The organism is Saccharothrix sp. NRRL B-16314 (assembly GCF_000716595.1).
Taxonomy (GTDB): domain Bacteria; phylum Actinomycetota; class Actinomycetes; order Mycobacteriales; family Pseudonocardiaceae; genus Actinosynnema.
Genome location: NZ_JNXC01000012.1, coordinates 226,849 through 252,736, shown reverse-complemented (window position 1 = coordinate 252,736; position 25,888 = coordinate 226,849). Strand labels below are relative to the sequence as shown.

The window sequence follows — 25,888 nt, the reverse complement described above, 5'->3', positions numbered from 1 at the left end:
GGACCAAGCCGACAGCCGTCCAGGCCGGCACCCGGACCGGGTCAGCCGCCGTCCTGGAGGACTTCGGGGTTCTCGCAGGCGTCGATGTGGTTCACCCGGTGCCGCAGCCTCAGCTCGTCGGCGAACACCCCGGCGTCGACCCCGAACGCCTCCACCACCCGCAGCGACGCCGGGGTGTGGTCCACCGCGGCGGCGTCGGCCAGGTCGTCACGCCCCGCCTGCCGCAGCTCCTGCGTGAGCCGCTCGTGGTTCTCCGCCTTCGTCCGCTCGTCCCGCACTTCCCGGACCCGGTCGTCCTCGCGCAGCACCGCCGCGGCGCTGCGCATCTCCTCGTCGGTGTCGAACAGCACCCGCAGCACCGTGCAGTACGGGATCGGCGCGCCGGGGACGTCCCGGACCTGCGGGAAGACCACCGCCAGCCCGGCCACGCCGGTGACCAGCGCCAGTGCCACGGTGAGCAGCAGCGGTCTGCGGAACACCCCACCAGCCTGCCACGTACCGTCGCATGGCCGCGACCCAGCGTCACCTCGCGTGCCGCGGGACGCGTCCCGTCCGCCGCTCTGCCAGGATCGGGCACGTGATCAGCCTCGACCCGGCCTCCGCCGTCCCGCCCTACGAGCAGGTGCGGTCCCAGTTCGCCCGCCGGATCACCGAACGGGAACTCGCCGTCGGCACCCGCCTGCCCACCGTGCGGGCACTGGCCGCGGAACTGGGCCTCGCCGTGAACACCGTCGCCCGCGCGTACCGGGAACTGGAGGAAGCCGGTCTCATCGAGACCCGCGGCCGGGCCGGGACCGTCGTCAGCGCCGCCGGTGAACGCAGCCGCGAACGGGTCCTGCGCGCCGCCCGCTCCTACGCCGCCACCGCGCGCGAGCAGGGCCTCACCGCCGACGAGGCGCTGGAGATCGTCCGCGCGGCGCTCGCCGGCTGACCCGTAGGGTTGGGCGCGTGGCGACCGAACACGGCGGCGACCCCGCCCGGACCCTCGCGGTGCTGTGGCGCACCACCGAACGCACCGCGCGCAAGGACCTCGGCGTGGACCGCATCGTCGCCGCCGCGGTCGCCCTCGCCGACGCCGAAGGCCTCGGGGCGCTGTCGATGCGGCGCGTCGCCGACCGGCTCGGCGTCGGCACCATGTCGCTGTACACCCACATCCCCGGCAAGGCCGAACTGGTGGACGTGATGGTGGACGCGGTGCAGGGGGAGACGGCGCGGCCCGTCGACGTGCCCGGCGGCTGGCGCGGCAGGCTCACGCAGGTCGCCCGCGAGAACCGGGCGCTGCACCTGCGCCACCCGTGGCTGCTCGACGTGCCCGTCCACCGCGCCGTCCTCGGGCCCAACGTGGCCGCCAAGTACGACTACGAACTCGGCGCGGTGGACGGCATCGGCCTCACCGACGTGGAGATGGACTCGGTCCTGAACCTCGTCCTCGCCCACGTCCGCGCCGCCGCCCGGATCGCCGTGGACGCGGCACGCGCCGAACAGCGCTCCGGCCTCACCGACGAGCAGTGGTGGCAGGCCGCGGCGCCGTTCCTCGCGAAGGTCTTCGACCCCGACCGGTTCCCCACCGCGGCACGCGTCGGAGCGGCGGCGGGGGAGGTGCACGGCGCGGCGTACGACGGCGGGCACGCGTTCACGTTCGGTCTGGAACGCGTGCTCGACGGCATCGAGGCGCTGGTCAGGTCCCGTCAGTAGGGACGCTTGGGCATGATCGCCCACAGCACGAGGTAGACGAGGAACTGCGGTCCCGGCAGCAGGCACGACAACACGAACACCAACCGGACGGTGCCGGGCTTCCACCCGTACCGCGCGGCCAGTCCCGCGCACACGCCCGCGATCACCTTCTGGTTCTGAGGCCTGGTCAACGTGGTCATGGCTCCACCATCCCCGCACTGGACGCCCCCCACATCGGTGGGAACCCTGATTGATACCCCCGCCCGCGCCCACCCAACCCCAGGGCAACCAACAACCCGCCCACACGTCCACCACCCGCTTCGGCGGCGACGCGCCGAACCTGTCCGGCACGGGATGGCACCGGCTCACAGACGGGCTGCGTCGACACGCCGGGCCTGCGAGCCGTGTCGAACGACAATCCCCGTCGTCCGCTCCACCCGGCCCACCCCGAACCCCGTGGCCGTGGCGACCGGCTGGCGCACTGCCACCCGCGAACCGCGTACCCCCGACGACCGACGCACTGCCACCCCCGTGCCCGCAGCGACCGGCATAGGCGGTACTCGCACCCGAGCCGGCGCGACGCACCGACCGCCGCGCGTGGCACAGCCCCGCGCGGTCGCGGCCGAGGGGTTGACGCCGATCTCCTACCGGTACCGCGTCGGATGGCCGACCGGCGTGGGACGGGCTGTGGGTTCGTGACCGGGGGCTCGTAGGCTGATCGGGTGGTCGCAACCCCCGTGGCGTCGGGTCAGTCCGTCGCCGACACGCCCCCCGCCCGCCGCCGGGACCTGCGCGGCACCCTGACGCGGGTCGTGGTGGCCGCCGCGGGCGGCGGGGCGGTGTTCCTCAGCTTCCCTCCCCGCACGATGTGGTGGCTGGCGCCCGTCGGGTTCGCCGTCCTCGGTGTCCTGCTGCACGGGCGGCGGGCGCGCGCCGGGTTCGGCCTCGGGCTCGTGTGGGGCCTGGGGTTCATGGTGCCGCTGCTGCGGTGGACCGGCGAGTTCGTCGGCCTCGTCGCCTGGCTGCCCCTCGCGCTGCTGTGCGCCCTGCTGATCGCCGTCGGCACCGCCGCCATGGCCGTCGTGTCACGGCTGCCCGGTGCGCCCCTGTGGATGGCGCTGGTGTGGGCCGCCGACGAGGCGCTGCGCGCCGTCGTCCCGTTCGGCGGGTTCCCCTGGGGGAAGATCGCGTTCGGACAGCCCGAGGGCTGGTACCTGCCCCTCGCCTCGGTCGGCGGAGCCCCGCTCGTCGGGTTCGCCGTCGCCCTGACCGGCCTCGGCGCCGCCCACGTCCTCCGCCAGCGCGGCTGGAGCGGCCGGGGGATCGCGGTGGCCACCGCGGTGCTGCCCCTCGCCGCGGGGGTCGGCGCGTCCGCGCTCGTGCACACCGACCCCGACCAGGGCACCGCGACCGTCGCCGCCATCCAGGGCAACGTCCCCCGCGCCGGCCTCGACTTCAACGCCCAACGCCGCGCCGTCCTCGACAACCACGTCAAACGCACCCTGCAACTCGCCGACGACGTCCGCGCGGGCCGCGCCGACCAACCCGACCTGGTCATCTGGCCCGAGAACTCCTCCGACATCGACCCGTTCCGCAACGCCGACGCCGCCGCCCGGATCCAGCTGGCCACCGAGGCCATCCGGGCGCCCATCGCGGTCGGCGCCGTCGTCATCGACCCCGACGACCGGCTGCCCCGCAACACCGTCGTCCTCTACGAACCCGGCCGCGGCGCCACCGACACCTACACCAAGCGCCAACTGCAGCCCTTCGGCGAGACGATGCCCTACCGGTCGTTCTTCCGGATCTTCAGCGAGACCGTCGACCGCGCGGGCACGTTCCAGCCCGGCACCGACCCCGAGGGCTTCACCATGGGCCCGGCGAAAGTGGCGATCGACACCTGCTACGAGGTCGCGTTCGACGGTGTGGTGCGCGACTCCGTCACCGCCGGCGCGAACATGATCGCGATCCCCACCAACAACGCCACGTTCGGCTACACCGAGATGACCTACCAGCAGCTCGCGATGTCCCGCGTGCGCGCCGTCGAATACGGCAAAACGGTGGTCGTCGCCGCCACCAGCGGGGTGAGCGCCATCGTCCAGCCGGACGGGTCCGTCACCGCCCGTACCGGCCTGTTCACCCCCGACGCGCTGGTGGCGACCGTGCCGCTGCGCGGGGAGGCTACGCTGGCCACCCGGCTCGGCGCATGGCCCGAGTGGGTGATGACCGCCCTGGGCCTTCTGGCCGTGGCGTTCAGCGTGACGATGAAACGACGATCGCGTCCGACCCCCGAAGCGGGTGTCGGCGAGGAGGAAACGGATGGCGGACCAGCAGGCGCAGCCTGACCGCGAGCTCGGGCCGGTGCTGGTGGTGATCCCGACCTACAACGAGCGGGACAACATCGGGAAGATCGTGCGGCGGCTGCACACGGCACTGCCGGACGTGCACGCGCTCGTCGTCGACGACGGCAGCCCCGACGGCACGGGCGACCTCGCCGACGAGATGGCCGCCGCCGACGACCGGGTGCACGTGATGCACCGCACGGAGAAGGCCGGCCTCGGCGCCGCCTACGTCGCGGGCTTCCGGTGGGCACTGGACCGCGGCTACGCCGTGGTCGTCGAGATGGACGCGGACGGCTCCCACGCCCCCGAGGACCTGCCGCGGCTGCTCGACGCGCTGCGCGACGCCGACCTCGTCCTCGGCTCCCGGTACGTGCCCGGCGGCAGCACGGTCAACTGGCCCAAGTACCGGGAGCTCATCTCCCGCGGCGGCAACGTCTACTCCCAGATCGCCCTGGGCGCGAAGGTCAAGGACATCACCGGCGGCTTCCGCGCGTTCCGCGCCGAGGTCCTGCAACGCCTCAAGCTCGACACGGTGGCCTCGCAGGGCTACTGCTTCCAGATCGATCTCGCGTGGCGCACCATCGAACTGGGCCACCGCGTCGTGGAGGTGCCGATCACGTTCACCGAGCGTGAGGTCGGCGAGTCGAAGATGAGCGGCAACATCGTCCGCGAGGCGCTGTGGAGGGTCACGAAGTGGGGCGTACGGCGCCGCGCGACCCAGCTGCGCGACCTGTTCGCCCCCAAGCCCAAGACCCCCAGCAACCACTGACCGTCGGCGACACCGTCGGCACCCGCCGACCGCCGACACCGCGCACGAACGCCGAGGGGCCCGCCGGACGAATCCGGCGGGCCCCTCGCACGTCACGCGGCTCAGGCGGTGCGGGTGCGCCGCCCCTTCAGCTCTTCCAGCCGCTCGTCCAGCAGCTCTTCGAGCTCCGGGATCGTGCGCCGCTCCAGGAGCATGTCCCAGTGCGTGCGCGGCGGCTTGACCTTCTTCTCCTCCGGCACGGCACCGTCGATGATCTTCGACACCTGGCCGTGCAGACGGCACTCCCAGGTGTGCGGGATCTCCGCGTCGTCGGAGAACGGCACCTCGAAGTCGTGGTTCTTGGGGCAGGCGTACCGCACCGACCGGCGCGGGGCGAGGTCGTGATTGCGGTCGGTCTCGTAGCTGACTGCTCCGAGCCGGCTACCCCGTAGAACGCGGTCGGCCATGGCGGTGTCCTTTCGCTCGGCTCAGGGCCGGGGCCCAGGCTTGTTGCTCACCGAGTGCAACGATCGGACTGCTCCGTTCGTTCCCGGCTTCACGGTCATCGTCGCCCACAGTGACGTCTTTCACCCGTCAACGAAGGCTTCCTCCTAAGGGATGCAATCGCGACCGGTTCGTGACGCGTTATCAAGCTACCGGGGTACGTCATCACACTGATGGAGCAGTCCCGGGAGAAGTCGTGCGGCTGCGACAGCTTAGACCGACCACGTAGGGCGACGTTACGGCGGGTTTAACTCGACAGTAGTGACACCCGTCATGGTTACGGTCACGCAAAGTTATTCGGAGAAGTTTCGACCGCGTCGCCACGCTGGGTGGCGACGCGAGTGTGGGCGGTGGCGGACATGAGGATGAATCACCCGTCCGGGCCGCACCCAAACGTCCACTCGGACGCTTTGTGCCCTCGATGACTTCAGTGTTGCCCAAAAGCAACGTTCTCGATCAGTCTGTCGAGCAGCTCACGTTGCGCCGCCACGACTTTCACCCTCGCCTCGACCAGCGGAAACCAGGCCACCCGGTCGAGCTCGGGATACTCCCGGAACCGGCCCGAACCCCGCGGCCACTCGAGCGTGAACGTGCCCGGAATCACCCGATCGGGATCGAGGTCGGCCGCCAGCGCCCACGCCTGGACGACTTTCCCGCCCGACTGGCGGACCTCGCCGAGCGGCACGAGGTCGCCGTCCGGCACCGGCAGGCCCAGCTCCTCGGTGAACTCACGGCGCGCCGTGGCCTCCGGGGTCTCGTCGCCGTCGGGCTCACCCTTCGGGATCGACCACGCACCGGCGTCCTTGCGGACCCAGAACGGGCCGCCCATGTGCCCGAGGAGGACCTGGAGTTCGCCGTCCACCACGCGGTGGAGCAGGATCCCGGCGCTGCGCCTGCCTGTCATGCGCACAGTGTGGCGTGTCCCGCGCCGCCGGACTCGTGTGGGCCGGGGATCACGCGGGCGGCCGGAGAAGCCGGCCCTGGGCGCTGCCAGGAGGCAGCCGTCACAGGGCAACCGGTGGGACGGGACCGCGCGGGAGAGCGCAAGGGGACGCGTGGGAACGCAGGTCGCGGCCGGACACGGCAGGGGTGACCCCGGGACCGGCCGTCAGGACCTCGGGGCCGAGAGCCCGGGGCGGGGTAGGGAAGGGCGGCTCGGAGGATCGGCCGCAGAGGGCCGGCGGAGGGCGCTGAACGCTCCGGCTCGGCTGCCGACACTTCGGCCAAGCGGGTTCGGTGCCGGTGCCGGGTCCGGTCGGGTGGGTTACGGCGCGGGGTCGACTCGACCAGGTTCGGCGCACGACCAGGTCAAGCGGGTGGGGCGGCGGGGGAAGAACCGGCCGGGTTGATGCGGGGCGGGGTCAGGTTTTGCGGCGGGTGCGCATGTGGATCTGTTCGCCCTGCTTGCCGAACAGGCTCAGCACCTCGACCGGTTCGCTGCCCGCCGCGCCGAACCAGTGCGGCAGGCGGGTGTCGAACTCGGCGGCCTCGCCGGTCACCAGCACCACGTCGTGGTCGGCCAGGATCAGCCGCAACCGCCCCGACAGCACGTACAGCCACTCGTAGCCGGTGTGCGTGCGCGGATCGGGTTCGCCCCGGGGCGGGATGATCATCTTGAAGGCCTGGAGGCCGCCGGGCTGCTGGGTGAGCGGCAGGATCGTCATGCCGTGGCGGCGGATCGGCACCGGCCGGATGCGCGGATCGCCGACCGGTGGCGCGCCGACGAGCTCGTCGAGCGGCACGCGGTGCGCGCGGGCGATGGGCAGCAGCAGTTCCAGGCTGGGGCGCCGCTGCCCGGACTCCAGGCGCGAGAGGGTGCTCTTGGAGATGCCGGTGGCCTCCGCGAGGTCGGCGAGGGTGGCGCCGCGGCTGGTGCGGACGTGGCGGAGCCGTTCGCCCACCTTGCCCAGCACGTCGTCGGTCGGGTCGGTCGCGAGGAGGTCCGGCGGGTCGGTCGCGTTGTCCATGATCATTTCCCGGTTTCGGCAACAAGGTTTGTCCATTGTGGGACACCGGGGTGATGCTCGTCCACATGGAACGCAGTGACGGTGGGTACGGGGAAGACGGCTACGAGGTCGTGGTGATCGGTGGCGGCGCGGCGGGGTTGAACGCGGCGCTGGTGCTGGGGCGTGCGCGGCGCCGGGTCGCGGTGGTCGACTCGGGGCAGCCGCGCAACGCCCCCGCGGAGGGCGTGCACGGGTTCCTGTCGCGTGACGGGGTGCCGCCGGGGGAGCTGCTGGCGATCGGCCGCGACGAGGTCGCCCGCTACGGGGGCCGGTTCGTGCCCGGCCGGGTCGCGCGGCTGGAGCAGGTGGCGGGGGACGGGCCGTCGTTCCGGGTGGTGCTGGAGGACGGGACGGCGTTGGCCGCCGCGCGGGTCGTCGTCGCGTCCGGCCTGCGTGACGAGCTGCCGGACGTGCCCGGCCTGCGGGAGGGCTGGGGCGACTACGCGCTGCACTGCCCGTACTGCCACGGCTACGAGGTGGCCGACGAGCCGCTGGGCATCCTGGGGACGCACGAACGGTCGCCGCACCAGGCGTTGCTGGTGCGGCAGTGGTCGTCGGACGTGGTGTTCTTCGCCGTGCGGCCGTTGTCCGACGAGGACCGGGCCGCGTTGACCAAGCGGGATGTCCGGATCGTCGACGGCCCGGTGCGCGCGGTCACCGCCGCCGGGGTCGAGACGGCCGCCGAGGGCGTGGTGCCGCGCCGGGCGGTGTTCGTGGCGCCGGAGTTCCTGCCCCGCGACGGGTTCCTCGACGGGCTGGGGTGCGAGCGGGACGACGCGGGCTGGGTGCGGGTGGACGAGTGGGGCGCGACGAGCGTGCCCGGTGTCTACGCGGCCGGGAACGTGGTGGACGCGATGGCGCAGGTGGTGTCCGCCGCCGCGGCGGGCGCGAAGGCCGCCGCCGCGGTCAACGCGGACCTGGTGTTCCAGGCCTGAGCCGCACCACCGGGCCCCGTCCGAGGCCGCCGACGGTCAGGTGAGGCTGAGCTGGTGGCCCTTGACGGCGTGCGGGCCGAGGTCGCCGGTGCGGTAGTGGTTGCGGCACAGGACCTGGTAGCGGATCTCGACGCCGTCGGGCGCGGCGACGGACGTGGTGTCGGCGACCAGGACCGTGTCGCCGGCGCGGACCACGTCGCCGTCGTGGACGCGGGCGTTGAACCGGCCCGGACGGCCGCACCAGCACAGCACCTCGACCTGGATGGCGTCGAGTTCGTCGGCCAGTTCGAACAGGCGCTGCGAACCCGGGAACAGGGTGCTGCGGAAGTCGGTGGCCAGGCCGAAGCAGTACACCTCGAGGTGGGTGTCGTCGGCGAGTTCGGCGAGCTGGTCGACCTGCTCGGCGGACAGGAACTGGGCCTCGTCGACGATGAGGTAGTCCACCCGCGCGCCGTGGGTCCAGTGATCGCGGACCAGGGTGCGCAGGTCCATGTCCTCGTGCACCTCCAGCGCGTTGCGGGCCAGGCCCATGCGGCTGGAGATGGTGGGCGTGCCCGACCGGTCGTGGCGGACCAGGAGCAGGCCGCGACGGCCCTGGCGGGCCTGGTTGTGGTCGATCTGCAGCGCGAGGGTCGACTTTCCGCAGTCCATGGGGCCGAAGAAGAACCGCAGTCGCCCCGTGGGCGCGCGGCCGTCGCCGGAGGCGGGCACGGAGGACAGCGCGTCGGTCGGGTCGGCTGCGGTGTTGATCGGTTCCACGGCGCGCCACCCTAACGGGCGGTATCGGCGGGTGCGCCGCTACCTCCTCGGAGCCCGGTCCGGGAGGCCCGGTCCGACGCCCTGGGGAGGACGCCCTGGGGAGGACGCCCTGAGGAGGACGCCCTGAGGAGGACGCCCTGAGGAGGACGCCCTGAGGTGGACGTCGTGCGGCGAGATGTCGTGTCGTGACGGTGACCCGCTGCCAGTGGCCCACTGCCGGTGACGACCGCCGGTGACCACCTCACACTGGACGAGATATACCGCTTGGCGATATAACCTGCGGTGTGAGAGGTATGTCGGAGCAGGTGTTCCTGGTGCTCACCGCGTTGGCGGAGGAGCCGTTGCACGGGTACGCGATCGTGCGGGCCGTCGAAGGGTTGTCGGAAGGGCGGATGCGGCTGCGGGTGGGCACGCTCTACGGCGTGCTGGACCGGCTGGTCGCGGAGGGCCTGGCCGAGCGGGACCGCGAGGAGGTGCACCAGGGCCGGTTGCGCCGCTACTACCGGCTGACCGATCCCGGTGTGCGGGTGTTGTCCGCGGAGGTGGCACGGCTGTCGGCGAACGTGCGCGCCGCGTCGTCGGTGTTGAGGGCGAGGGGTGCGCTGTGAGCTCGAACCTGGAACGCCGCTACCGGGCGCTGCTGACGGTCCTGCCCGCCTGGTACCGGGCGGAGCGGGAGGAGGAGATGGTCGGGATCTTCTTCGCCGACCGCGACGACGACCTCGACCTGGAGCACGGGTGGCCGGGGTGGGGCGAGGCGGGCGCGACGCTCGGCCTGGCGGTGCGGGTCCGGTTCGGGGCGCGGCGCCCGGCGGGCGCGGTGGTGCGGCTGCTGGCGTTGACCGGTCTGCTGGGGCAGCTCGTCGCGGCGGCGCAGTCGTGGACGGTGGCGGCGCGGTTGGGCTGGGGCGAGGGCCGGTCGGTGCTCTGGTACGACGTGCTGGCGGCGGTGGCGTTCGTGGCGCTGGTGTCGGGGCGTCGCGCGGTCGGCCGGGTCGCGGGCGGGCTGGTGGGCGTGGCGGGTCTGGTGGCGGTCGGGTCGACGCTCGTCGGGTTCGGGCCCGGTTCCCCGTGGTGGCCGGACGTGCTGTGGCAGCTGCCGGTGTGGGTGACCGCGGTGGCGGTGCTGCTGGGGTTCCACCGGGAGGCGCCGCCGGTGCCGCGGGTGTGGTGGGCCGCGGTGGCGGTCGGGCTCGTCGGCGGGGTGGTGTCGGTGGTGGCCGCGTCCGGGCTGTCGACGGCGACGTTGCTGCTGGCGTGGCTGGTCGCCGTGGCCGTGGTGGCCGCGTTCCGCCCGTGGACGGCCCGCGTCACGGCCCCGGCGACCCCGAGCCGCTAGGACACCCGACCCCCGGTGCCCACGACGGACACCGGGGGCGGGGGCTAGTCGGGTCGGCGGCGGGGCGTGCACCAGGCGCCGCCCCAACCGGCCGGGTCCTGCAGGATCGCGAACACGCTCCCCTCCGGGTCGGCGACGGCCGCCACCACACCGGTGGGGACCTCCTTCGGGCCGACCAGCACCTTGCCGCCGAACTCCGTCGCCTCCGCGGCGGTCTTCGCCGCGTCGGGCACGGCGAAGTAGCACGTCCAGCCGCCCTCGGCGGTGAGCCGGCCCGCGACGGCACGGCGGTCGTCGGCGACGTGCGCGTCGTAGAGGGTGAACTCGGCGCCGGGGTCGCGGACCTGCCAGCCGAGCTCACCGGCCCAGAAGTCGTCGACACCGGGATCGGCCATCAGCTCGACCCAGCAGGGCTCGCCGTGCCGGGGCTCGGGCGCCCACGGCCCGTGCAGCACCCGCCCCTGGTCCACGGCGGCGGCCGGGGCGAGGTCACGCGGTCGGGGACCGGCGAACACGACGAGCCAACCGGGGTCGCCCGCGCGGACGCGCAGCGCGAGCCGGTCACCCACCCAGCCGGTGAACGAGCCGTCCGGCTCGGCGATCAGGACCCACCCCAGCAGGTGGGCGTAGAACTGGGCGGTCTTCTCGGGGTCGGTGGTGCTCAGCTCGACGCGGCGGACACCGCGCGCGGGGCTGTCGGGGGTACCGGGCACGGCGGAGGGTTTCCCATCGGGGGGCGGCGGAGATCAGGAACGCGCCCCATCCTCCGCACCCGCCATGCGGGACGACAATGCTCCGTTCGGCCGCTATGACTGGCCCGAACGGACCTGTCCCGAATGGCTCTGCTCCGTCCGGACCTGCGCCGACAGGACCTGGGTGAGGGGGATCGGCCTGCCCAGGTGGAAACCCTGGCCCACCCGCACGCCCAGCCGCAGCAGCGCGTCGACCTGCGCGGGGCGTTCGACCCACTCGGCGACCGCGTCCAGGCCCAGACCCCGGGCGATCTCCACGATGCCCGCGACGAGGACCGCGTCGGTGGACCGCTCGTCGATACCGCGGACGAACTCGCCGTCGATCTTGATGCCGGTGATCGGCAGGTGCTTGAGGTGGACGAACGACCCGAAACCGGAACCGAAGTCGTCCAGGATGATGCGGCAGCCGAACGCGCGCAGCTGCACCGCCAGGGCACGCGCCGCGTCGAGGTTCGTCACCGCCGCGGTCTCCGTGATCTCCAACCCCAGCCGCCCCGGCGCGACACCGGCGGTGGCGAGCCGGTCCAGGACGAAACCGCCGAAGTCCTCGTCCTCCAGGGTGCGGCCGGAGACGTTGACGTTGAACCGCAACCCCGGATCGGGGTGCCGCACCAGGGCGTCGATCGCGGTCGACAGCACCCACCGGTCGATGTCGAGGACCAGGTCCGACCGCTCGGCCTCGGGCAGGAACTCCGCCGGCCCCAGGTACGGGTCCTGCCCGTCCTCCAACCGCAGCAGCAGCTCGTGACCCAGGGTCCGGCCGGTCGCCAGGTGCAGCATCGGCATCGCGTGCAGCGCCAACCCGCCGCCGTCCAGCGCGGCCCGCAGCCGGTCCAGCACGGACACCCGCTTGGCGGTGTCGGCGTAGTGGCCCGGCTCGTACACGGTGACCCGGTTGCGGCCCGCCGCCTTCGACGCGTACAGGGCCAGGTCCGCGTTCGCCAGGACCAGCTCCCACGTGTCACCCGGCCCGTACTCGGCGACACCCGTCGACACCGTGACGCCCCGCGCGGGGCCCACGAGCGGCAACGACGCTACGGCGTCCCGAAGGCCCTCGGCGATGCGCGCCGCGTCCGCGGACACCGTGCCGGGCAGCACGACCGCGAACTCGTCGCCGCCCAACCGGCCGATCAGCTGCGCCGGTTCCAGCCGCGACCGCAGCGCCGTCGCCAACGCCTTCATCAGCCGGTCCCCGACGGCGTGGCCGCGCAGGTCGTTGACGTCCTTGAAGTTGTCCAGGTCCAGCAGCAGCAACGCCCCCGGCCCGCCCGTCGCGAGCTGCCGCTCCAACTCCCGCGTCACCGCGCGCCGGTTCGCCAGCCCCGTCAACGGGTCCTGCTCCGCGAGCGCCAGCAGCTCGTCGTGCACGCGACGGGCGCGGGTGATGTCGTGCGCGGTGCCCAGCACCCGCAGCGGCGTGCCGTCCGGGTCGGCGACGATCTCGCCGAAGCACTCGAACCACCGCTCCGTGCACCGGTCCGCCAACATCATGCGGTGGGTGTAGGAGAACCCCGCGCCCGACCGCATCGCCTCCTCCAGCGTCGCCTGGATCATCGGCAGGTCGTCGGCGTGCACCAACTCGGCGTAGCGGTCGAAGTCCAGGTTCGTGCCCGCCGGGAACCCGAACATCTCCAACAGGGTGTCCGACCACACGACCCGGTCCTCGGTGACGTGCCACTCCCACGTGCCCATCCGGCCCAGGACCTGCGCGCGGCGCAACGCGTCCGCCTCGTGCGTCGCCTCCAGCTCGCGGTCACGCCACGCCGTGACGTCCGCGACCCGGTACAGCAGCTGCCCGTCCGCGCCCAGCGGCTGGCACGTCACGTCGAGCCAGCGGTGGCCCCTGCGGTAGGCGCTGGGCGCGAGCAGCGCCAGACCCGACCGCGGCCGGTCCGGGGCGCCGGGCAGCAGCGCGGGCAGCGACCTGCCCACCACATGGCCCTCCTGGACACCCAGGATCTCCGCCAGCGCCGGATTCACCCACGCCAGCACGCCGTCCGCGTCCGTCACACCGAAACCGACGTCGGCCCGGTCGAGCACCTCACGGTGCAACGCGCCGTTGCCGTCCACGCGCCCTCCTCGCCACCCGCGCGCCATGATGGTCGAGACCACGCGCAACGGGCAAGCCGACGCGACCCGGCCCGCACACCCGCGCCCAGGCCCGCACCGGGACCGCCACGGAGGCCGTCGTGGACGTCGGGGGAGGTCAGGGGGAGGTCAGCGCAGCCGTTCGAGGCCCCGCGCGGTGTCGACCAGCTCCTCCGCCAGCCGCCGCAACTCGGCGCGCTCCGCACCGTCCTCCGCCGCCGTCGCCACGTCCTCCGCGGCACACCGCAACTGGAACAGCCGGTCCTGCAGGTCCGCCAGCTCCCCGGCCGACAGCACCACCGCGTCCTCCGGCAACCCGCCCCGCTGCACCGCCGCCCGACGCTCGTAGGCGCGCTGCCGGCACGGCTGCGCGCAATACCGGCGGGGCCGCCCGATCCGCCCGCTGTCGGGCAGGCGACGCCCGCACCACGAGCAGTGCCTGGCTTCCTCACGGCGCGCCGCCACGGCCTCGGTCACCGACTCCATGGCGCGCGACGGTATCCGGCTACCCGCCGGTCACCACCGCGCCACGCCGCCAGGGCAGACTCCCGGTGTGACCGCGAACCACCCGTACCTGTCCGGACCGCACCCCCGGGCGTTCGCCCACCGGGGCTGGCACCTCGCCGAACTGGCGGGGATGGAGAACTCGCTGGCCGCGTTCCGCCGCGCCGCCCGGGAAGGCTTCCGCTACCTGGAGACCGACGTCCACGCCACCTCCGACGGTGTCGTGGTCGTGCACCACGACACCGTCCTGGACCGCACCACCGACGCCACCGGGCCCGTCGCGGCGCAGCCGTGGTCCGCGGTGCGGCGCGCGAACGTCGGCGGGCGGGAACCGATCGCCCGCCTCGACCAGCTCCTGGAGGAACTCCCGGACGCCCTGGTCAACATCGACGTGAAGGCCGACTCCGCCGTCGTGCCCGTCCTGGAGGTGCTGCGCCGCACCGGCTCCCTGCACCGCGTGTGCCTCGCGTCGTTCTCCGAGAAACGCCTCGCCCGGCTGCGCCGCCTCGGCGGACCCGACCTGCTCACCTCGATGGGGCCGCGGTCGGCGGGCGCGCTGTGGGCGGCGGGCCGGATGCCGCTGGTCGGGCTCCCCGTGCGCGGCACGATCGCGCAGGTCCCCGTGAACCAGGGCCGGCTGCTCGTGGTCGACGGCCGGTTCGTGCGCGCCGCCCACCGCCGCGGCCTCGAAGTGCACGTGTGGACCATCGACGACGAGACGACCATGCGGCACCTGCTCGACCTCGGCGTCGACGGCCTCGTCACCGACCGCCCCGACCGGCTGCGCGACGTGCTGATCGACCGCGGGGCGTGGACCGGCAGCTGACACACCCGGGTGCCGGGGTGGCGCGCGGACGGCCGGTTGGCAACAGGTTGGTGGTGATCACCACCAACCCATCGCCGGCGATATACAGTCCCCGCCCATGAGCGTGGCCGACAGCACCGCACCCGCCGTGGACCGCAAGCGGGAACAACGCGGGTGGACCTGGTACGACTGGGCGAACTCGGTGTTCCCCACCTCGGTGGTCACCGTGTTCCTCTCCGGCTACCTCACCGCCGTGGCCAAGGAATCGGCCATCGCCGACACCGCCCGCAACGGCCCGGACGCCTGCGTCGACGGCTCCCTGCGCCAGTGCGACATCTCCCTGTTCGGCGCCTACTTCCCGGCCGGGTCCCTCTGGGGCTACCTGCTGTCCATCGCCACCGTCGTCCAGGTCCTCGTGCTGCCCGTCATGGGCGCCATCGCCGACCGCACCCAGAACAAGCGCCGCATGCTCGGCGCCCTCGCGTTCACCGGCTCCGTCGCCACCATCGCGCTGGCCACCGTCTCCGGCGACAACTGGCACCTCGGCGTCGCCCTGTTCATCCTCGGCAACATCTGCTACGGCGCGTCCGTCGTCGTCTACTACGCGTTCCTGCCCGAGATCGCCGGACCCGACGAACGCGACGCCGTGTCCGCCCGCGGCTGGGCCTTCGGCTACCTCGGCGGCGGTCTCGCCCTGGGCATGCAGCTCGCCCTGTTCATCGGCCACGACGCCATCGGCCTCAGCGAAGGCGGCGCCGTCCGCGTCGGGTTCGTCCTGTCGGGCCTGTGGTGGGCCGGGTTCACCCTCATCCCGCTGTCCCGCCTCAAGCGGCACCAGGCGCCGCACGGCACCGAATCCGGGGCGTCCGTCATCACCGCCGGGTTCGCCGAACTGCGCCAGACCGTCAAACAGGCCCGCATGTTCCCGCTCACCCTCGCGTTCCTGGGCACCTACCTCATCTACACCGACGGCATCGCCACCGTCGCCAACGTCTCCGCCCAGTACGGCCGCGACGAGCTCAAACTCGACGAGACCGTCCTCATCACCACGATCCTCATCGTCCAGTTCGTCGCGTTCTTCGGCGGCATGCTCCACGGACGGCTCGCCAAGTCGTGGGGCGCCAAGCGCACCATCATGGTCAGCCTGTGCGTGTGGATCGTCGTCATCGGCGCGGCGTTCTTCGTGCAGGCCGGGCAGCAGACCCAGTTCTACGCGCTCGCCGCCGGCATCGGCCTCGTCCTCGGCGGCACCAACGCCCTGTCCCGGTCGCTGTTCAGCCAGATGATCCCGCCCGGCCGCGAAGCCCAGTACTTCTCCCTCTACGAGGTCGGCGAACGCTCCACGTCGTGGCTCGGCCCCATGGTGTTCGCCGGTGTCGGGCAGGCCACCGGGTCGTTCCGGCTCGCGATCATCTCGCTGGTCGTGTTCTTCGTCGTCGGCTTCGTCCTGATGATCTTCGTGCCGGTCCGGCGGGCCATCGTCGCCTCCGGCAACCCGGTGCCCGCCATGGTGTGAACCCCCGTCAGACGCCGAGGTCCGGCGGGAAACCGCCCGTCGCGACCGGACCCCACCGGTCGATCGTCACCCGGATCAGGACCTTCCCCTGGCGGCGCATCGCCTCCCGGTACTCGTCCCAGTCCGGGTGCTCACCCGAGATCGACCGGTAGTACTCCACCAGCGGCTCCAGCGCCGCCGGCAGGTCCAACACCTCCGCACGCCCGTCCACCTGCACGTACGGGCCGTCCCAGTCGTCCGACAGCACGCACACCGTCACCCGCTCGTCGCGGCGCGCGTTGCGGGACTTCGCCCGCCCCGGGTACGTCGACACCACGATCCGGCCCTCGGCGTCCACCCCGCACGACACCGGCGACACCTGGGGCCGCCCGTCCGCCCGCGTCGTCACCAGCAGCGCCCGGTGACGCGGCCGGAGGAAAGCGAGCAACCCGTCGCGGGACACGGCGTCGGCAGTGGCGATTCTCGGCATGCCCACCAGCCTAGGAGAACCCGCCCCACCGGCAACCCGCCCTGCCCTCAACCCGCCCCACACCGCCGGGAGAAGATCACCACATGCCCGGATTCACCGCCCACGACGGAACCACCCTCGCCTACCACGAGATCGGCGACGGCCCGCCGCTGCTGTGCGTGCCCGGCGGCCCCGGCCGCGCCGCCTCCTACCTCGGGAACCTCGGCGGACTCGACCGCCACCGCACCCTGCTGCTCCTGGACAACCGCGGCACCGGCCACTCCGACACCCCCGCCGACCCGGCCACCTACCGCCGCGACCGGCTCGCCGCCGACATCGACGCCCTGCGCACCCACCTCGGCCTCGACCGCGTCGACCTGCTCGGCCACTCCGCGGGCGCCGGCATCACCCTCGCCTACGCCGAACAGCACCCCGACCGGCTCGCGTCGCTCGTGCTGCTCACCCCGTCGCTGCGCGCCATCGACGCCGCACCCACCCCAGCCGACTGGGGCGCCCACCTGAGCCGACACACCCACCAGCCCTGGTACGCCGACGCCGCGGCAGCGCTCACCGCCTGGAGCGAAGGCGACGACACCCCCGCCAACCGGCTCGCCGCCGCACCCCTGTTCTACGGCCGCTGGGACGACCAGGCCCGCGCCCACGCCGCCGCCGAACCCGACGAAGCCGCCCCGGCCGCCGCCACCGGCTACGGCGCCGACGGCGCGTTCACCCCCGACCACACCCGCCGCGCCCTCGCCGACCTCGACGTACCCGTCCTCGTCTACGCCGGCGGCGCCGACCCGGTGTCCCCGCCGCACCTCGTACGCCTGCTCGCGGACCTCATCCCCGGCGCCCGGTACGTCGAACAACCCGACGCCGGCCACTTCCCGTGGCTCGACGACCCCGACTTCCTCGTCGACCGAATCCGCGACTTCCCCGACCACCGGCCGGACACCGCCGACCGGGGACCGCGCGGCTAGGACGCGGCGTCGAGGAGCGCGACCAGCTCGTCACGGCCCAACGCCGCACCACGCGCGGACACCGCGTCGAACCGGTCGCCCACCGCCTCCCGCGCCGCCTCCAGCACGTCCGGATCGACCACCGCCACCTCACCCCGCAACCCCCGCGCCGCACCCGCCAACAACGCCGCACGCCCACCGTCACCCACCACCACGGCCAACGCCGCGTGCGCGTCCACCACCCGCGCCAACACCATCTGGTTGCCCCACCCCAACGCCGACACCGCGGCGAGCCGCCACCGCCGCACCGCGGCACCCCGATCACCGCACTCCAACTCCACCCGCCCCGCCGTCACGTGGATCAACGACCGCACCTCGTCCGGCCCGAACCACCCCTGCGGGCACACCCGCAACGCCTCCGCGCACCACCGCCGCGCCGCCACCGGATCACCCCGCCGCCGCGCCACCTCCGCCATCCCCAGCCACGCGTGCGCCACCGTCTCCACCACACCCTGCGACCGGGCCAACTCCGCCGCCCGCTCCACATCCGCCGCCGCACCGTCCAGATCACCCGCGTGCCGCGCCCACTCCGACCGCCGGCACAACAGGCTCGCCGTGTGCTCCGTCGCCCCGAACTGCCGCGACAACGCCAACGCCTCGTCCAGGAACCCCACCGCGCCCGCCAAGTCGCCACGCGCCCGCGCCAACTCCGCCAACTGCGACAACGCCATCGACATGCCCCACCGCTCACCGACCGCCCGGAACCCCGCCAACGCCGCCGTGTGCTCCTCCCACGCCACACCCACCCGCCCCGAATACCGGTGCTGCATCCCCGACCCCAACCGGCCCAACGCCCGACTCCACGGATCCGTCGCCAACAGGCTCGACCGCACCCGAAGCACCTCCGCCGCCGGCGCGTCCATCCGCGGCACCCCGTGCGCCATACCCCACAACACCGACAGGAACGGCCTCGTCGGCGGACCCGTGAACCCCTCCGGCGTCGGCTGCCTCGGCGACGGCGCACCCGGCAACCCCACACCCGTCGACGACGCGTTCACCACGCACAACAAATGCTCCTCCGCGAACCCGACAGGCGGCACCGGACCCACCGCCCGCACCACCTCCGCGGCCAACGACGCACCCTCCGACCGCAACCCCCGCAACCACAACGGCCACCCCAGGTCCGCCACCAACCGCAACGCCAACCCGTGATCACACCCCGCCGCCCACCGCACCGCCGCCACGAAGTCCCCGTGCTCCGCCGCCAACCGCCCCAACCACTCCAACTGCCCCGACCCGAACAGGTGCGGCGCCGCCTCAGCCGCCAACCCCGCGAAATGCTCCGCGTGCGCCCGCCGCACCACCTCCTCCTCACCCGACTCCGCCAACCGGCCCGCGCAGAACGCCCGGATCGTGTCCGACATCCGATAACGATCCCCGGACACCTCCACCAACGACTTGTCCGCCAACGACGGCAACAACTCGTCCGTCCCCACCACCCCGCACACCGCCGCCGCGGCCGACAACGTCGCACCACCCCGGAACACCGTCAGCCGCCGCGCCAACACCCGCTCGTCATCGCCCAGCAGCCCCCAACTCCACTCCACCACCGCGTGCAGCGTCCGATGCCGCGGCACCGCACCCCGACTGCCCCGCGACAACAACCGGAACCGGTCACCCAACCGGGCCGCCACCTCCGACACCGGCAACGACCGCACCCGCGCCGCCGCCAACTCGATCGCCAACGGCAACCCCTCCAGCACGCGGCAGATCTCCACCACCACACCCGCCGACACCGGGTCCAGGCGGAACGACGGGTTCACCGCCACCGCCCGATCCGCGAACAACCGCACCGCCGCCGACCCCACCCCGTCCGACACCAGGGGAGGCACCGGACGCACCGTCTCCCCGGTCACCCCCAACGCCTCCCGCGACGTCGCCAACACCCGCAACCCCGCACACGCCGCCAACAACCGGCCCGCCAACGCCGCCACGTCCTCCACCACGTGCTCGCAGTTGTCCAACACCACCAACACCGGCCGGTCCTGCAACGCGGCCACCAACCGCTCCACCGGCGCCCGCTCCGGACGCAACCCGTCCTCACGCAGCCCGTCCTCGCGCAACCCCAACGCCGCGACCACCGCCCGCGGCACATCCCCACCCACCGCCAACGGCGCCAAGTCCACGAACAGCACCTCACCCGCGTCCCGGCCCGCGACCTCCACCGCCAACCGCGTCTTCCCCGCACCGCCCGGCCCCGTCAACGTCACCAGCCGCGACGCCGCCAACGCCGCCCCCACCAGCCGCAACTCACCCTCACGCCCGACGAAACTCGTCAACTGCGCCGGCAACACGTGCCGAGCCCGCGGCACCTCACCCCGCACCACCTCACCGTGCGCCGCCGCCAACACCGGCGACGGATCAGCACCCAACCCCTCCGCCAGCACACCCCGCACCCGACCGAACAGCTCCAACGCCTCCGCCTGCCGCCCCTCCCGGTGCAGCACCCGCATCAACCGCGCCACCAGCCGCTCCCGCGTCGGGTGCGCCGCCACCAGCTCCCGCAACAACCCCACCGACGCCACGTCGTGGTCCTCCACCACCCGCAGCCGCAACTCCTCCCACCGCGCCGCCGCCACCGCCGCGAACGGCGCGTCACCCACATCCCGCAACGCCGGACCACGCCACAACGCCAACGCCTCACCAGGCCGGCCCCGCGCCACCAACTCCTCGAACCGCAGCGCGTCCACCTCACCCCGGTCCACCACCAGCCGGTACCCGGCGGGGGAGCGCTCCACCTCCACGTCCACCAACGACCGCAACCGCGACACCTGCGACTGGATCGCGTTCGCCACCCCCACCGGCGGCTCCGACCCGTACAGGGCGTCGCCGAGCCGGTCGACCCCCACCACCCGGCCCGCGTCCACCACCAACACCGCCAACAACGCCCGCAACCGAGGCCCGCCGACCCGGACCTCCGTCCCGTCCGCACGCCGCACCACCATCGGACCCAACACCCCGAACCGCACCCGCGAATCCTCCCGCACCCGCACCCCCCGAAACCGCCACACCGGCAGGGGAGAGGAGCGGCACACCCCGCGGGGCACACCCGGCACGAGAAGTCAGGCGCGCGTCACGATGTCGTCCACCACCGCGTTCTCGGCGTCGGCGTACTCCCGGACGTACGTCCAGGTCCGCGCCGCCAACTCCCGCTTCGCCCGCTCGTGCAACGCCCGACCCGCCTCATCGGCGCGCAACCGGTCCGGAACGCCACCATCCGCCCAACCGCCCCGGCTCCCGGATCACCAACCGGTACCCGGCCGCCTCCAACAGCACCACCTACGACGCCTCGTCCGGGCAGGACCGGGCACCACCACGTCCACGACCCGCTTCGCCGCCGACCCCGGCACCGCCGACGACCCCCACCTGCTCCGAGCACAGCACCCGACAACGACCGCAGCCGCCGCGCCTCCCGCTCGAACAACCCCGGCCACGCCGGGTCACAACCCACCACGACACCGACACCACACGACGACCCAACACGACGACCTCAGCGGGGGAGAGGCACCGGGTCACCCACCGCGAACAGATCACCCTCCGACTCCACCCGCTCCCGCACCTCATCCGCCAGGAACACCAGGTCCTCCACCACCCGACACCCCTCCACCTCGTCCCACCGCACCGGAGCCGACACCGAAGGCCGCGCCCGAGCCCGCAACGAATACGGCGCCACCGTCGTCTTCGCCGGGTTGTTCTGCGACCAGTCGATCAACACCTTCCCCGTCCGCTCCGCCTTCGCCATCCGCCACACCACCTCACCCGGCACCTCACCCGCCAACCGCTGCGCCACCCCCTTCGCGTACTCCGACGTCCGCTCCGCCGACGACACCGACACCGACGCGTACACCTGCAACCCCTTCGACCCACTCGTCTTCACCAACGGCACCAACCCGTCCGCCACCAACACCTCCCGCACCCGGCACGCCACCCGACAGCACTCCACCACCGTCGCCGGCTCACCCGGATCCAAGTCGAACACCACCAGATCAGGGGAGTGCCGACCACCACGCGGCCCCACCGTCCACTGCGGCACGTGCAACTCCAACGCCGCCAGGTTCGCCAACCACACCACCGTCGCCAACCCGTCCACCACCACGAAATCCGCGAACTCCGCACCCCGCGACGACCCCGGCGTCTCCACCCGCACCGTCCGCACCCACTCCGGCGCGTGCGACGGCACGTTCTTCTCGAAGAACGACTTCCCCTCCACCCCGTTCGGATACCGCCGCAACGTCACCGGCCGATCCCGCACATGCGGCAACAACACCGGCGCGATCCGCGTGTAGTAGTCGATCACCTCAGCTTTGGTGAACCCCACCTCCGGGTACAGCACCTTGTCCAGGTTCGTCAGCTTCAGCAGACGCCCCTCCACCCGCACCACCGCGTCACCCGCCACCCCGACGCACCTCCCCGGGCGACCTGTCCGGCCGCAACCCCCGCCACGTCGGAAACCTCATCCGCCCGTCCGCTGTCCACTGCCGATGCGCCACCTCACCCACCAACACCGGACGCACCCACCGCGCACCCCGAGCCCGATCCCGCGGCACCTCCGACACGAACGGCGACCCCTCCACCTCCAACTCGCGCAACCGCGCCGTCAACCGCTCCAACTCAGCCTGACCGAACCCCGTCCCCACCGACCCCGCGAACACCAACCCCCCACCCTCCGGAAGCCCCAGCAGCAACGACCCCACCAGCCCCTTCCGCTTCCCCTCACCAGGCCGCCACCCCCCGACCACCACCTCCTGCGTCAACACCCCTGTCACCTTCACCCAGTGCGGGGACCGCCGACCCGGCACGTACCGCGAATCCAGCCGCTTCGCCACCACCCCCTCCAACCCCTGCTCACGACTCGCCGCCAACACCGCCGCCCCCTGACCCGGGAACGCCCTCGGCGTCAACCAGTGCGCACCCCGCAACCCCAGACCCTCCAACAGTTCCCGCCGCCGCGAATACGGCAACTCCACCGTCGACGAACCATCCAGGTGCAACACGTCGAACACCAGGAACGTCACCGGCACCCGCCCCACCAACCGCCGCGCCTGCGCCGCCGACGCGTGCATCCGCTCCTGCAACGCAGCGAAACTCGGCCGCCCACCCGACAACGCCACGATCTCCCCGTCCAACAACACCTGCGTCACACCCAACTGCGCACCCAAGCCCTGCAACTCCGGATACGTCCCCGTCACGTCATTGCCCGCACGACTCGTCAGCTGCACCCGGCCACCCTCCACCCGCGCGACCGCCCGCACCCCGTCCCACTTGAACTCGAACGCGAACCGCGACCCGGGCCCCGGCAACTCGACCGCCGCCGTCGCCAACATCGGCGCCACGAACTCCGGCAACGGCGCCCAACCCGGCCGCACCGCCTCGTGCCGCCGCCGCACCATCCAATCCTTACCGCCCGACGAACCCCCACCAGAAGAATCGCCGCCCGAAGAACTGCCGCCCGAAGAATCACCGCGGAAGAAAACGAACTCGCCCTCCACCCGCGAACCGTGCAACACCACATCCACCTCGCGGTCCGACCACTTCACCGTCTCATACCGACCGCGATCCCAGATGAACATCTCACCCGCGCCGTACTCACCCTTCGGAATCACCCCCGAAAACGACGCGTACTCCAACGGATGATCCTCCGTGCGCACCGCCAACCGAATCGTCCCCGGCTCCGCCGGCAAACCCTTCGGCACCGCCCACGACACCAACACCCCACCCCGCTCCAACCGCACATCCCAATGCAGCCGCGACGCGTGGTGCTCCTGGATCACAAAAGTGTCGTCACCGCCCCGCGGCAACGCATCATCGACATCGGGCACCGGCTCCGGCGTCCGCCCCGCCACCCGCTTCCGCCGGTACTCCGAAAGATCCCCACCCGCCATCCCGCGCCGCCACGCCCTCAGGCGGGCTTCGCCTTCTTCTTCGGCGGAGCCTTCCGCGACGACGACGAACCGTCAGACCCCGAAGCAGCCTTCTTCGCCGCAGGCTTCCGCGCAGCCGACTTCCCGCCACGCGCCGACTTCGCCTGCTCCACACTCCGCTCCAACGCCGTCATCAAGTCGATCACCTCACCGGCCTCCTCGGCCTCGGGCTGCTCCGGCAACTCCGCACCCTCGGCCTTCGCCTCGATCAACTTCTGCATCGCCACCGTGTAATCATCCGAGAAATCACCCGGATCGAACGAACCGGCCATGCTCTCCACCAACGACGACGCCATCTTCAACTCCTGAGGCCGCACATCCACATCCGAACCCAGGAACTCGAAATCAGGCTTCCGCACCTCATCCGGCCACAACATCGTGTGCATCACCAACAAGTCCTCACGCGCCCGCAACATCGCCAACGTCTCCCGCTGACGAATCGTGATCTTCACCACCGCGAGCTGACCGCTCCGCTCCAAAGCCGTCCGCAACAACACATAAGGACGCGTCGCAGCCTTGTCCGGCTCCAGATAATAGGACTTCTGGAAATAAATCGGATCCACCTCGTCGACCGGCACGAACTCCAACACGTCGATCGCGTGATCCGTGTTGATCGGCAGCTTGTCGAAATCCTCGCTGTCCATCACCACCACACGACCGTCGTCCAGCTCGTAACCCTTCGCGATGTCGGCGTAAGCGACCTCCTCGCCGCACACCTGGCACACCCGCTTGTACCGGATGCGCCCACCATCCTCCCGGTGCACCTGGTGGAACCGGAAGTCGTGCTCCTCCGTGGCCGTGTACAACCGGACACCGATCGTCACCAACCCGAAGGAGATCGCCCCACGCCACACGGACCTCATGCCACGTGACTACCCGCGAACCGCACGATCCGCACCAGCACGTCACCCGAACGGGCTAGCAAACCAGGGGAGCGCCACCACCGGACCAGGGGAGACCCGTCACTCCCGGTCCGGCAACCGCGCCAACGACAGATTCGTCCGACTACCCGCCACCGCCGCCCGCCGCTCCCGCGCCGTCGCCTCGATGTAGTTCTGCGACGTCGCCAACGACGCATGACCCAACAACGCCATGATCTCCGACGCCGACGCGCCGTCCTCCGCCAACCGCGTCGCGAACGTGTGCCGCAAGGCGTGCAGATTCGCCCCCGAGGGCACCCGATCGTGCAACCCCGCCCACCGGAAGCACGACCGCACCAGGTACTCCAACCCGCCCCGCCCGATCGGCTCACCGTGCCGGTCACGCACCAACGCCGACCCCCGGTCGAACCGCGCCTGCGGAAAACGCCGCCGGCACGACGCCAGGTACTGCTCGATGATCCGGTCCATCGCCGGCTCGATCGGCACCGACCGGTCCCGATTCCCCTTGCCCACCACGTGCAACCGGCGCTCACCCGGCCGACCCACCACCGACGCCAACGTCAACGTCCGCATCTCCGCCGACCGCAACCCCGCCACCAAACCCAACGCCAACACCAGCACATCCCGCTCAGGCCACGGATCACGCCCCTTCCGCGCACCCTCCGCGGCCGCCGCCAACAACCGCTCCGGAGTGTCCTCACCCCGCAACGGCTTCGGCACCAACGGTGGCGTCTTCGGCCGCGCCACCGCACCCATCGGATTCCCCGGCACCAGGTCCTCCGCCACGCAGAACGTCAGGAACTGGTTCCACGTCGACCACGCCCGCAACACCGACGACTTCGCGTGCGAATCCGCGAACACCCCGAACGCCTCACGCAGGTTCCGACCCGTCAGGTCCGAGATGTCCAGCAGAGCCGGGGGAGTACCCGTCACCTCCGACAGCAGGGCCGTGACACCCGCCAGGTCACGCCGGTAAGCCGCCGTGGTGTGCGGCGAATCCTTCCGCGGACGACGGGCGAGGAAGAACGACTCCTGGGCGGCAAGCACACGCATGTCGATCTTCCTACCGCACACCACCGACAAAACCGGCGGCGGAACTCAGCCGAACACCGGCCGAACCTCGCCCACGCCGTACTCCATCACGTCGCCACCGACGATCGCGATGCCCGTATCCGGCGCCGCAGCCACCGCACGCCACGCCTCCAGCTCCGCGCGCGACGCCCAGCGCTCGAAGTTGTTCACCCGACCGGGGTCGACCGGATCGGCGGTGATGGCCAGGTCGAGACACCCGGAGGACCGGCGCGCCCGACGGACGAGGTCCAGGTGCGCGGCGACGAACGCGTCGCGCCGATCGGGATCGACCTCCAGGTAACCGGCAATGATCAACACGCGGAACACCTTCCTGTGCGAGGGAACTGCCTCCGAGGTGTGTACGGAGCAGCGACCGCGAACTCATCGGTCCGGTCCCCCGCATTTCAAGATCGTTTGATGGATAATGGCGATTATCCATCAAATGGAGGTCCGGAAGGGGTTCGGGCTCCGACCGGGGGATGCCGCTCTCGGGCTCCGCCGGTGGGCCGATCCTGCCCTGGAACGCAGACGCGCGCACACCGGGTCGTCGGTGCGGGTCGCGCGGCCGGAGGGCGTGCC

27 protein-coding genes and 1 pseudogene are annotated in these 25,888 nt (G+C 72.3%); 10 read left to right on the top strand and 18 right to left on the bottom strand.

Annotated features, from left to right (window positions below):
* Positions 1-41: 41 nt before the first annotated feature.
* Positions 42-479 (bottom strand): hypothetical protein, encoded by a 438-nt coding sequence (locus OQ02_RS19885; RefSeq protein WP_033439948.1) that lies wholly within the window; start codon positions 477-479, stop codon positions 42-44.
* Between the two features lie 98 nt (positions 480-577).
* Between OQ02_RS19885 and OQ02_RS19880 the strand changes: the two genes are divergently transcribed.
* Together OQ02_RS19880 and OQ02_RS19875 are read left to right on the top strand one after the other, a co-directional pair.
* Positions 578-931, top strand: coding sequence for a GntR family transcriptional regulator (locus OQ02_RS19880; protein ID WP_033439947.1), 354 nt, complete (start codon positions 578-580; stop codon positions 929-931).
* Between the two features lie 17 nt (positions 932-948).
* Positions 949-1,695 (top strand): TetR/AcrR family transcriptional regulator, encoded by a 747-nt coding sequence (locus OQ02_RS19875; RefSeq protein ID WP_033439946.1) that lies wholly within the window; start codon positions 949-951, stop codon positions 1,693-1,695.
* Here OQ02_RS19875 and OQ02_RS19870 read toward each other — a convergent pair.
* A complete protein-coding gene (locus OQ02_RS19870) occupies positions 1,689-1,874 on the bottom strand; it encodes a PspC domain-containing protein (protein WP_033439945.1) in 186 nt (61 codons plus the stop codon). The genes OQ02_RS19875 and OQ02_RS19870 overlap by 7 nt on opposite strands.
* A 522-nt stretch (positions 1,875-2,396) precedes the next feature.
* On the opposite strand from OQ02_RS19870, the gene lnt reads away from it, so the two are divergent.
* Together lnt and OQ02_RS19860 are read left to right on the top strand one after the other, a co-directional pair.
* Positions 2,397-4,016: an apolipoprotein N-acyltransferase gene (gene lnt, locus OQ02_RS19865; protein ID WP_051772540.1), complete on the top strand. Its 1,620-nt coding sequence runs from the start codon at positions 2,397-2,399 to the stop codon at positions 4,014-4,016.
* Positions 3,991-4,782 (top strand): polyprenol monophosphomannose synthase, encoded by a 792-nt coding sequence (locus OQ02_RS19860; RefSeq protein WP_033439944.1) that lies wholly within the window; start codon positions 3,991-3,993, stop codon positions 4,780-4,782. The genes lnt and OQ02_RS19860 overlap by 26 nt, the downstream gene beginning before the upstream one ends.
* A 101-nt stretch (positions 4,783-4,883) precedes the next feature.
* Here OQ02_RS19860 and OQ02_RS19855 read toward each other — a convergent pair whose 3' ends face one another.
* The 3 genes from OQ02_RS19855 to OQ02_RS19845 all read right to left on the bottom strand — a co-directional run bounded on the left by OQ02_RS19855 (position 4,884) and on the right by OQ02_RS19845 (position 7,232).
* Positions 4,884-5,228 (bottom strand): RNA polymerase-binding protein RbpA, encoded by a 345-nt coding sequence (locus tag OQ02_RS19855; RefSeq protein WP_033439943.1) that lies wholly within the window; start codon positions 5,226-5,228, stop codon positions 4,884-4,886.
* Positions 5,229-5,692: 464 nt separating this feature from the next.
* Positions 5,693-6,169, bottom strand: a complete 477-nt coding sequence (locus OQ02_RS19850; protein WP_033439942.1) for an NUDIX domain-containing protein — start codon at positions 6,167-6,169, stop codon at positions 5,693-5,695.
* A 457-nt stretch (positions 6,170-6,626) separates the two neighbouring features.
* Positions 6,627-7,232, bottom strand: a complete 606-nt coding sequence (locus OQ02_RS19845) for a helix-turn-helix domain-containing protein (protein ID WP_051772563.1) — start codon at positions 7,230-7,232, stop codon at positions 6,627-6,629.
* A 65-nt stretch (positions 7,233-7,297) separates the two neighbouring features.
* Here OQ02_RS19845 and OQ02_RS19840 point away from each other — a divergent pair, with 65 nt between their 5' ends.
* On the top strand, positions 7,298-8,206 hold the full coding sequence (locus OQ02_RS19840) for an NAD(P)/FAD-dependent oxidoreductase (RefSeq protein ID WP_051772562.1): 909 nt from the start codon (positions 7,298-7,300) through the stop codon (positions 8,204-8,206).
* 36 nt (positions 8,207-8,242) lie between these two features.
* Here OQ02_RS19840 and OQ02_RS19835 read toward each other — a convergent pair whose 3' ends face one another.
* Complete coding sequence (locus tag OQ02_RS19835; RefSeq protein WP_033439941.1) at positions 8,243-8,965, bottom strand: thymidine kinase; 723 nt, start codon at positions 8,963-8,965, stop codon at positions 8,243-8,245.
* A 293-nt stretch (positions 8,966-9,258) separates the two neighbouring features.
* Between OQ02_RS19835 and OQ02_RS19830 the strand changes: the two genes are divergently transcribed.
* Together OQ02_RS19830 and OQ02_RS19825 are read left to right on the top strand one after the other, a co-directional pair.
* Complete coding sequence (locus tag OQ02_RS19830; RefSeq protein ID WP_033439940.1) at positions 9,259-9,573, top strand: PadR family transcriptional regulator; 315 nt, start codon at positions 9,259-9,261, stop codon at positions 9,571-9,573.
* Positions 9,570-10,304, top strand: a complete 735-nt coding sequence (locus OQ02_RS19825; RefSeq protein ID WP_033439939.1) for a hypothetical protein — start codon at positions 9,570-9,572, stop codon at positions 10,302-10,304. The genes OQ02_RS19830 and OQ02_RS19825 overlap by 4 nt, the downstream gene beginning before the upstream one ends.
* Positions 10,305-10,348: 44 nt before the next feature.
* Here OQ02_RS19825 and OQ02_RS19820 read toward each other — a convergent pair whose 3' ends face one another.
* The 3 genes from OQ02_RS19820 to OQ02_RS19810 all read right to left on the bottom strand — a co-directional run bounded on the left by OQ02_RS19820 (position 10,349) and on the right by OQ02_RS19810 (position 13,630).
* Positions 10,349-11,017 (bottom strand): VOC family protein, encoded by a 669-nt coding sequence (locus OQ02_RS19820; protein WP_033439938.1) that lies wholly within the window; start codon positions 11,015-11,017, stop codon positions 10,349-10,351.
* Positions 11,018-11,110: 93 nt separating this feature from the next.
* Positions 11,111-13,126: a putative bifunctional diguanylate cyclase/phosphodiesterase gene (locus tag OQ02_RS19815; protein WP_231500119.1), complete on the bottom strand. Its 2,016-nt coding sequence runs from the start codon at positions 13,124-13,126 to the stop codon at positions 11,111-11,113.
* Between the two features lie 147 nt (positions 13,127-13,273).
* Positions 13,274-13,630 carry a hypothetical protein gene (locus tag OQ02_RS19810; RefSeq protein ID WP_033439937.1) on the bottom strand — a complete coding sequence of 119 codons (357 nt, stop codon included), beginning with the start codon at positions 13,628-13,630 and terminating at the stop codon, positions 13,274-13,276.
* Positions 13,631-13,697: 67 nt separating this feature from the next.
* Between OQ02_RS19810 and OQ02_RS19805 the strand changes: the two genes are divergently transcribed.
* Positions 13,698-14,474: a glycerophosphodiester phosphodiesterase gene (locus OQ02_RS19805; protein WP_033439936.1), complete on the top strand. Its 777-nt coding sequence runs from the start codon at positions 13,698-13,700 to the stop codon at positions 14,472-14,474.
* Positions 14,475-14,571: 97 nt separating this feature from the next.
* Positions 14,572-15,969 carry an MFS transporter gene (locus OQ02_RS19800; RefSeq protein ID WP_033439935.1) on the top strand — a complete coding sequence of 466 codons (1,398 nt, stop codon included), beginning with the start codon at positions 14,572-14,574 and terminating at the stop codon, positions 15,967-15,969.
* 7 nt (positions 15,970-15,976) lie between these two features.
* Here the strand turns inward: OQ02_RS19800 and OQ02_RS19795 are convergent, their stop codons facing one another.
* Complete coding sequence (locus OQ02_RS19795) at positions 15,977-16,438, bottom strand: PPOX class F420-dependent oxidoreductase (RefSeq protein ID WP_033439934.1); 462 nt, start codon at positions 16,436-16,438, stop codon at positions 15,977-15,979.
* Positions 16,439-16,521: 83 nt separating this feature from the next.
* Between OQ02_RS19795 and OQ02_RS19790 the strand changes: the two genes are divergently transcribed.
* Entirely contained in the window at positions 16,522-17,397 is an 876-nt protein-coding gene (locus OQ02_RS19790; protein WP_033439933.1) for an alpha/beta fold hydrolase, read from the top strand.
* On the opposite strand, the gene OQ02_RS19785 is transcribed toward OQ02_RS19790, so the two are convergent.
* From OQ02_RS19785 to OQ02_RS19760, 8 genes and pseudogenes are all read right to left on the bottom strand, one after another.
* The gene (locus tag OQ02_RS19785) at positions 17,394-20,423 is read right to left on the bottom strand and encodes a BTAD domain-containing putative transcriptional regulator (protein WP_269321628.1); all 3,030 of its coding nucleotides are present in this window, start codon (positions 20,421-20,423) and stop codon (positions 17,394-17,396) included. The two genes, OQ02_RS19790 and OQ02_RS19785, sit on opposite strands and share 4 nt — an antisense overlap.
* A 75-nt stretch (positions 20,424-20,498) precedes the next feature.
* A complete protein-coding gene (locus tag OQ02_RS46730; protein WP_156077154.1) occupies positions 20,499-20,633 on the bottom strand; it encodes a hypothetical protein in 135 nt (44 codons plus the stop codon).
* Positions 20,634-20,926: 293 nt separating this feature from the next.
* Complete coding sequence (ligD, locus tag OQ02_RS19780; protein ID WP_033439931.1) at positions 20,927-21,832, bottom strand: non-homologous end-joining DNA ligase; 906 nt, start codon at positions 21,830-21,832, stop codon at positions 20,927-20,929.
* The gene (ligD, locus tag OQ02_RS19775; RefSeq protein WP_442973658.1) at positions 21,822-22,823 is read right to left on the bottom strand and encodes a non-homologous end-joining DNA ligase; all 1,002 of its coding nucleotides are present in this window, start codon (positions 22,821-22,823) and stop codon (positions 21,822-21,824) included. The genes ligD (OQ02_RS19780) and ligD (OQ02_RS19775) overlap by 11 nt, the downstream gene beginning before the upstream one ends.
* Positions 22,824-22,895: 72 nt before the next feature.
* A pseudogene (locus tag OQ02_RS47170) lies at positions 22,896-23,318 on the bottom strand (DNA polymerase ligase N-terminal domain-containing protein); the annotation flags it as partial.
* Between the two features lie 17 nt (positions 23,319-23,335).
* The gene (gene ku, locus OQ02_RS19770) at positions 23,336-24,220 is read right to left on the bottom strand and encodes a non-homologous end joining protein Ku (protein ID WP_033439929.1); all 885 of its coding nucleotides are present in this window, start codon (positions 24,218-24,220) and stop codon (positions 23,336-23,338) included.
* Between the two features lie 99 nt (positions 24,221-24,319).
* A complete protein-coding gene (locus tag OQ02_RS19765; RefSeq protein ID WP_033440028.1) occupies positions 24,320-25,291 on the bottom strand; it encodes a tyrosine-type recombinase/integrase in 972 nt (323 codons plus the stop codon).
* Between the two features lie 45 nt (positions 25,292-25,336).
* Positions 25,337-25,627: a putative quinol monooxygenase gene (locus tag OQ02_RS19760; RefSeq protein ID WP_033440027.1), complete on the bottom strand. Its 291-nt coding sequence runs from the start codon at positions 25,625-25,627 to the stop codon at positions 25,337-25,339.
* Positions 25,628-25,888 lie beyond the last annotated feature (261 nt).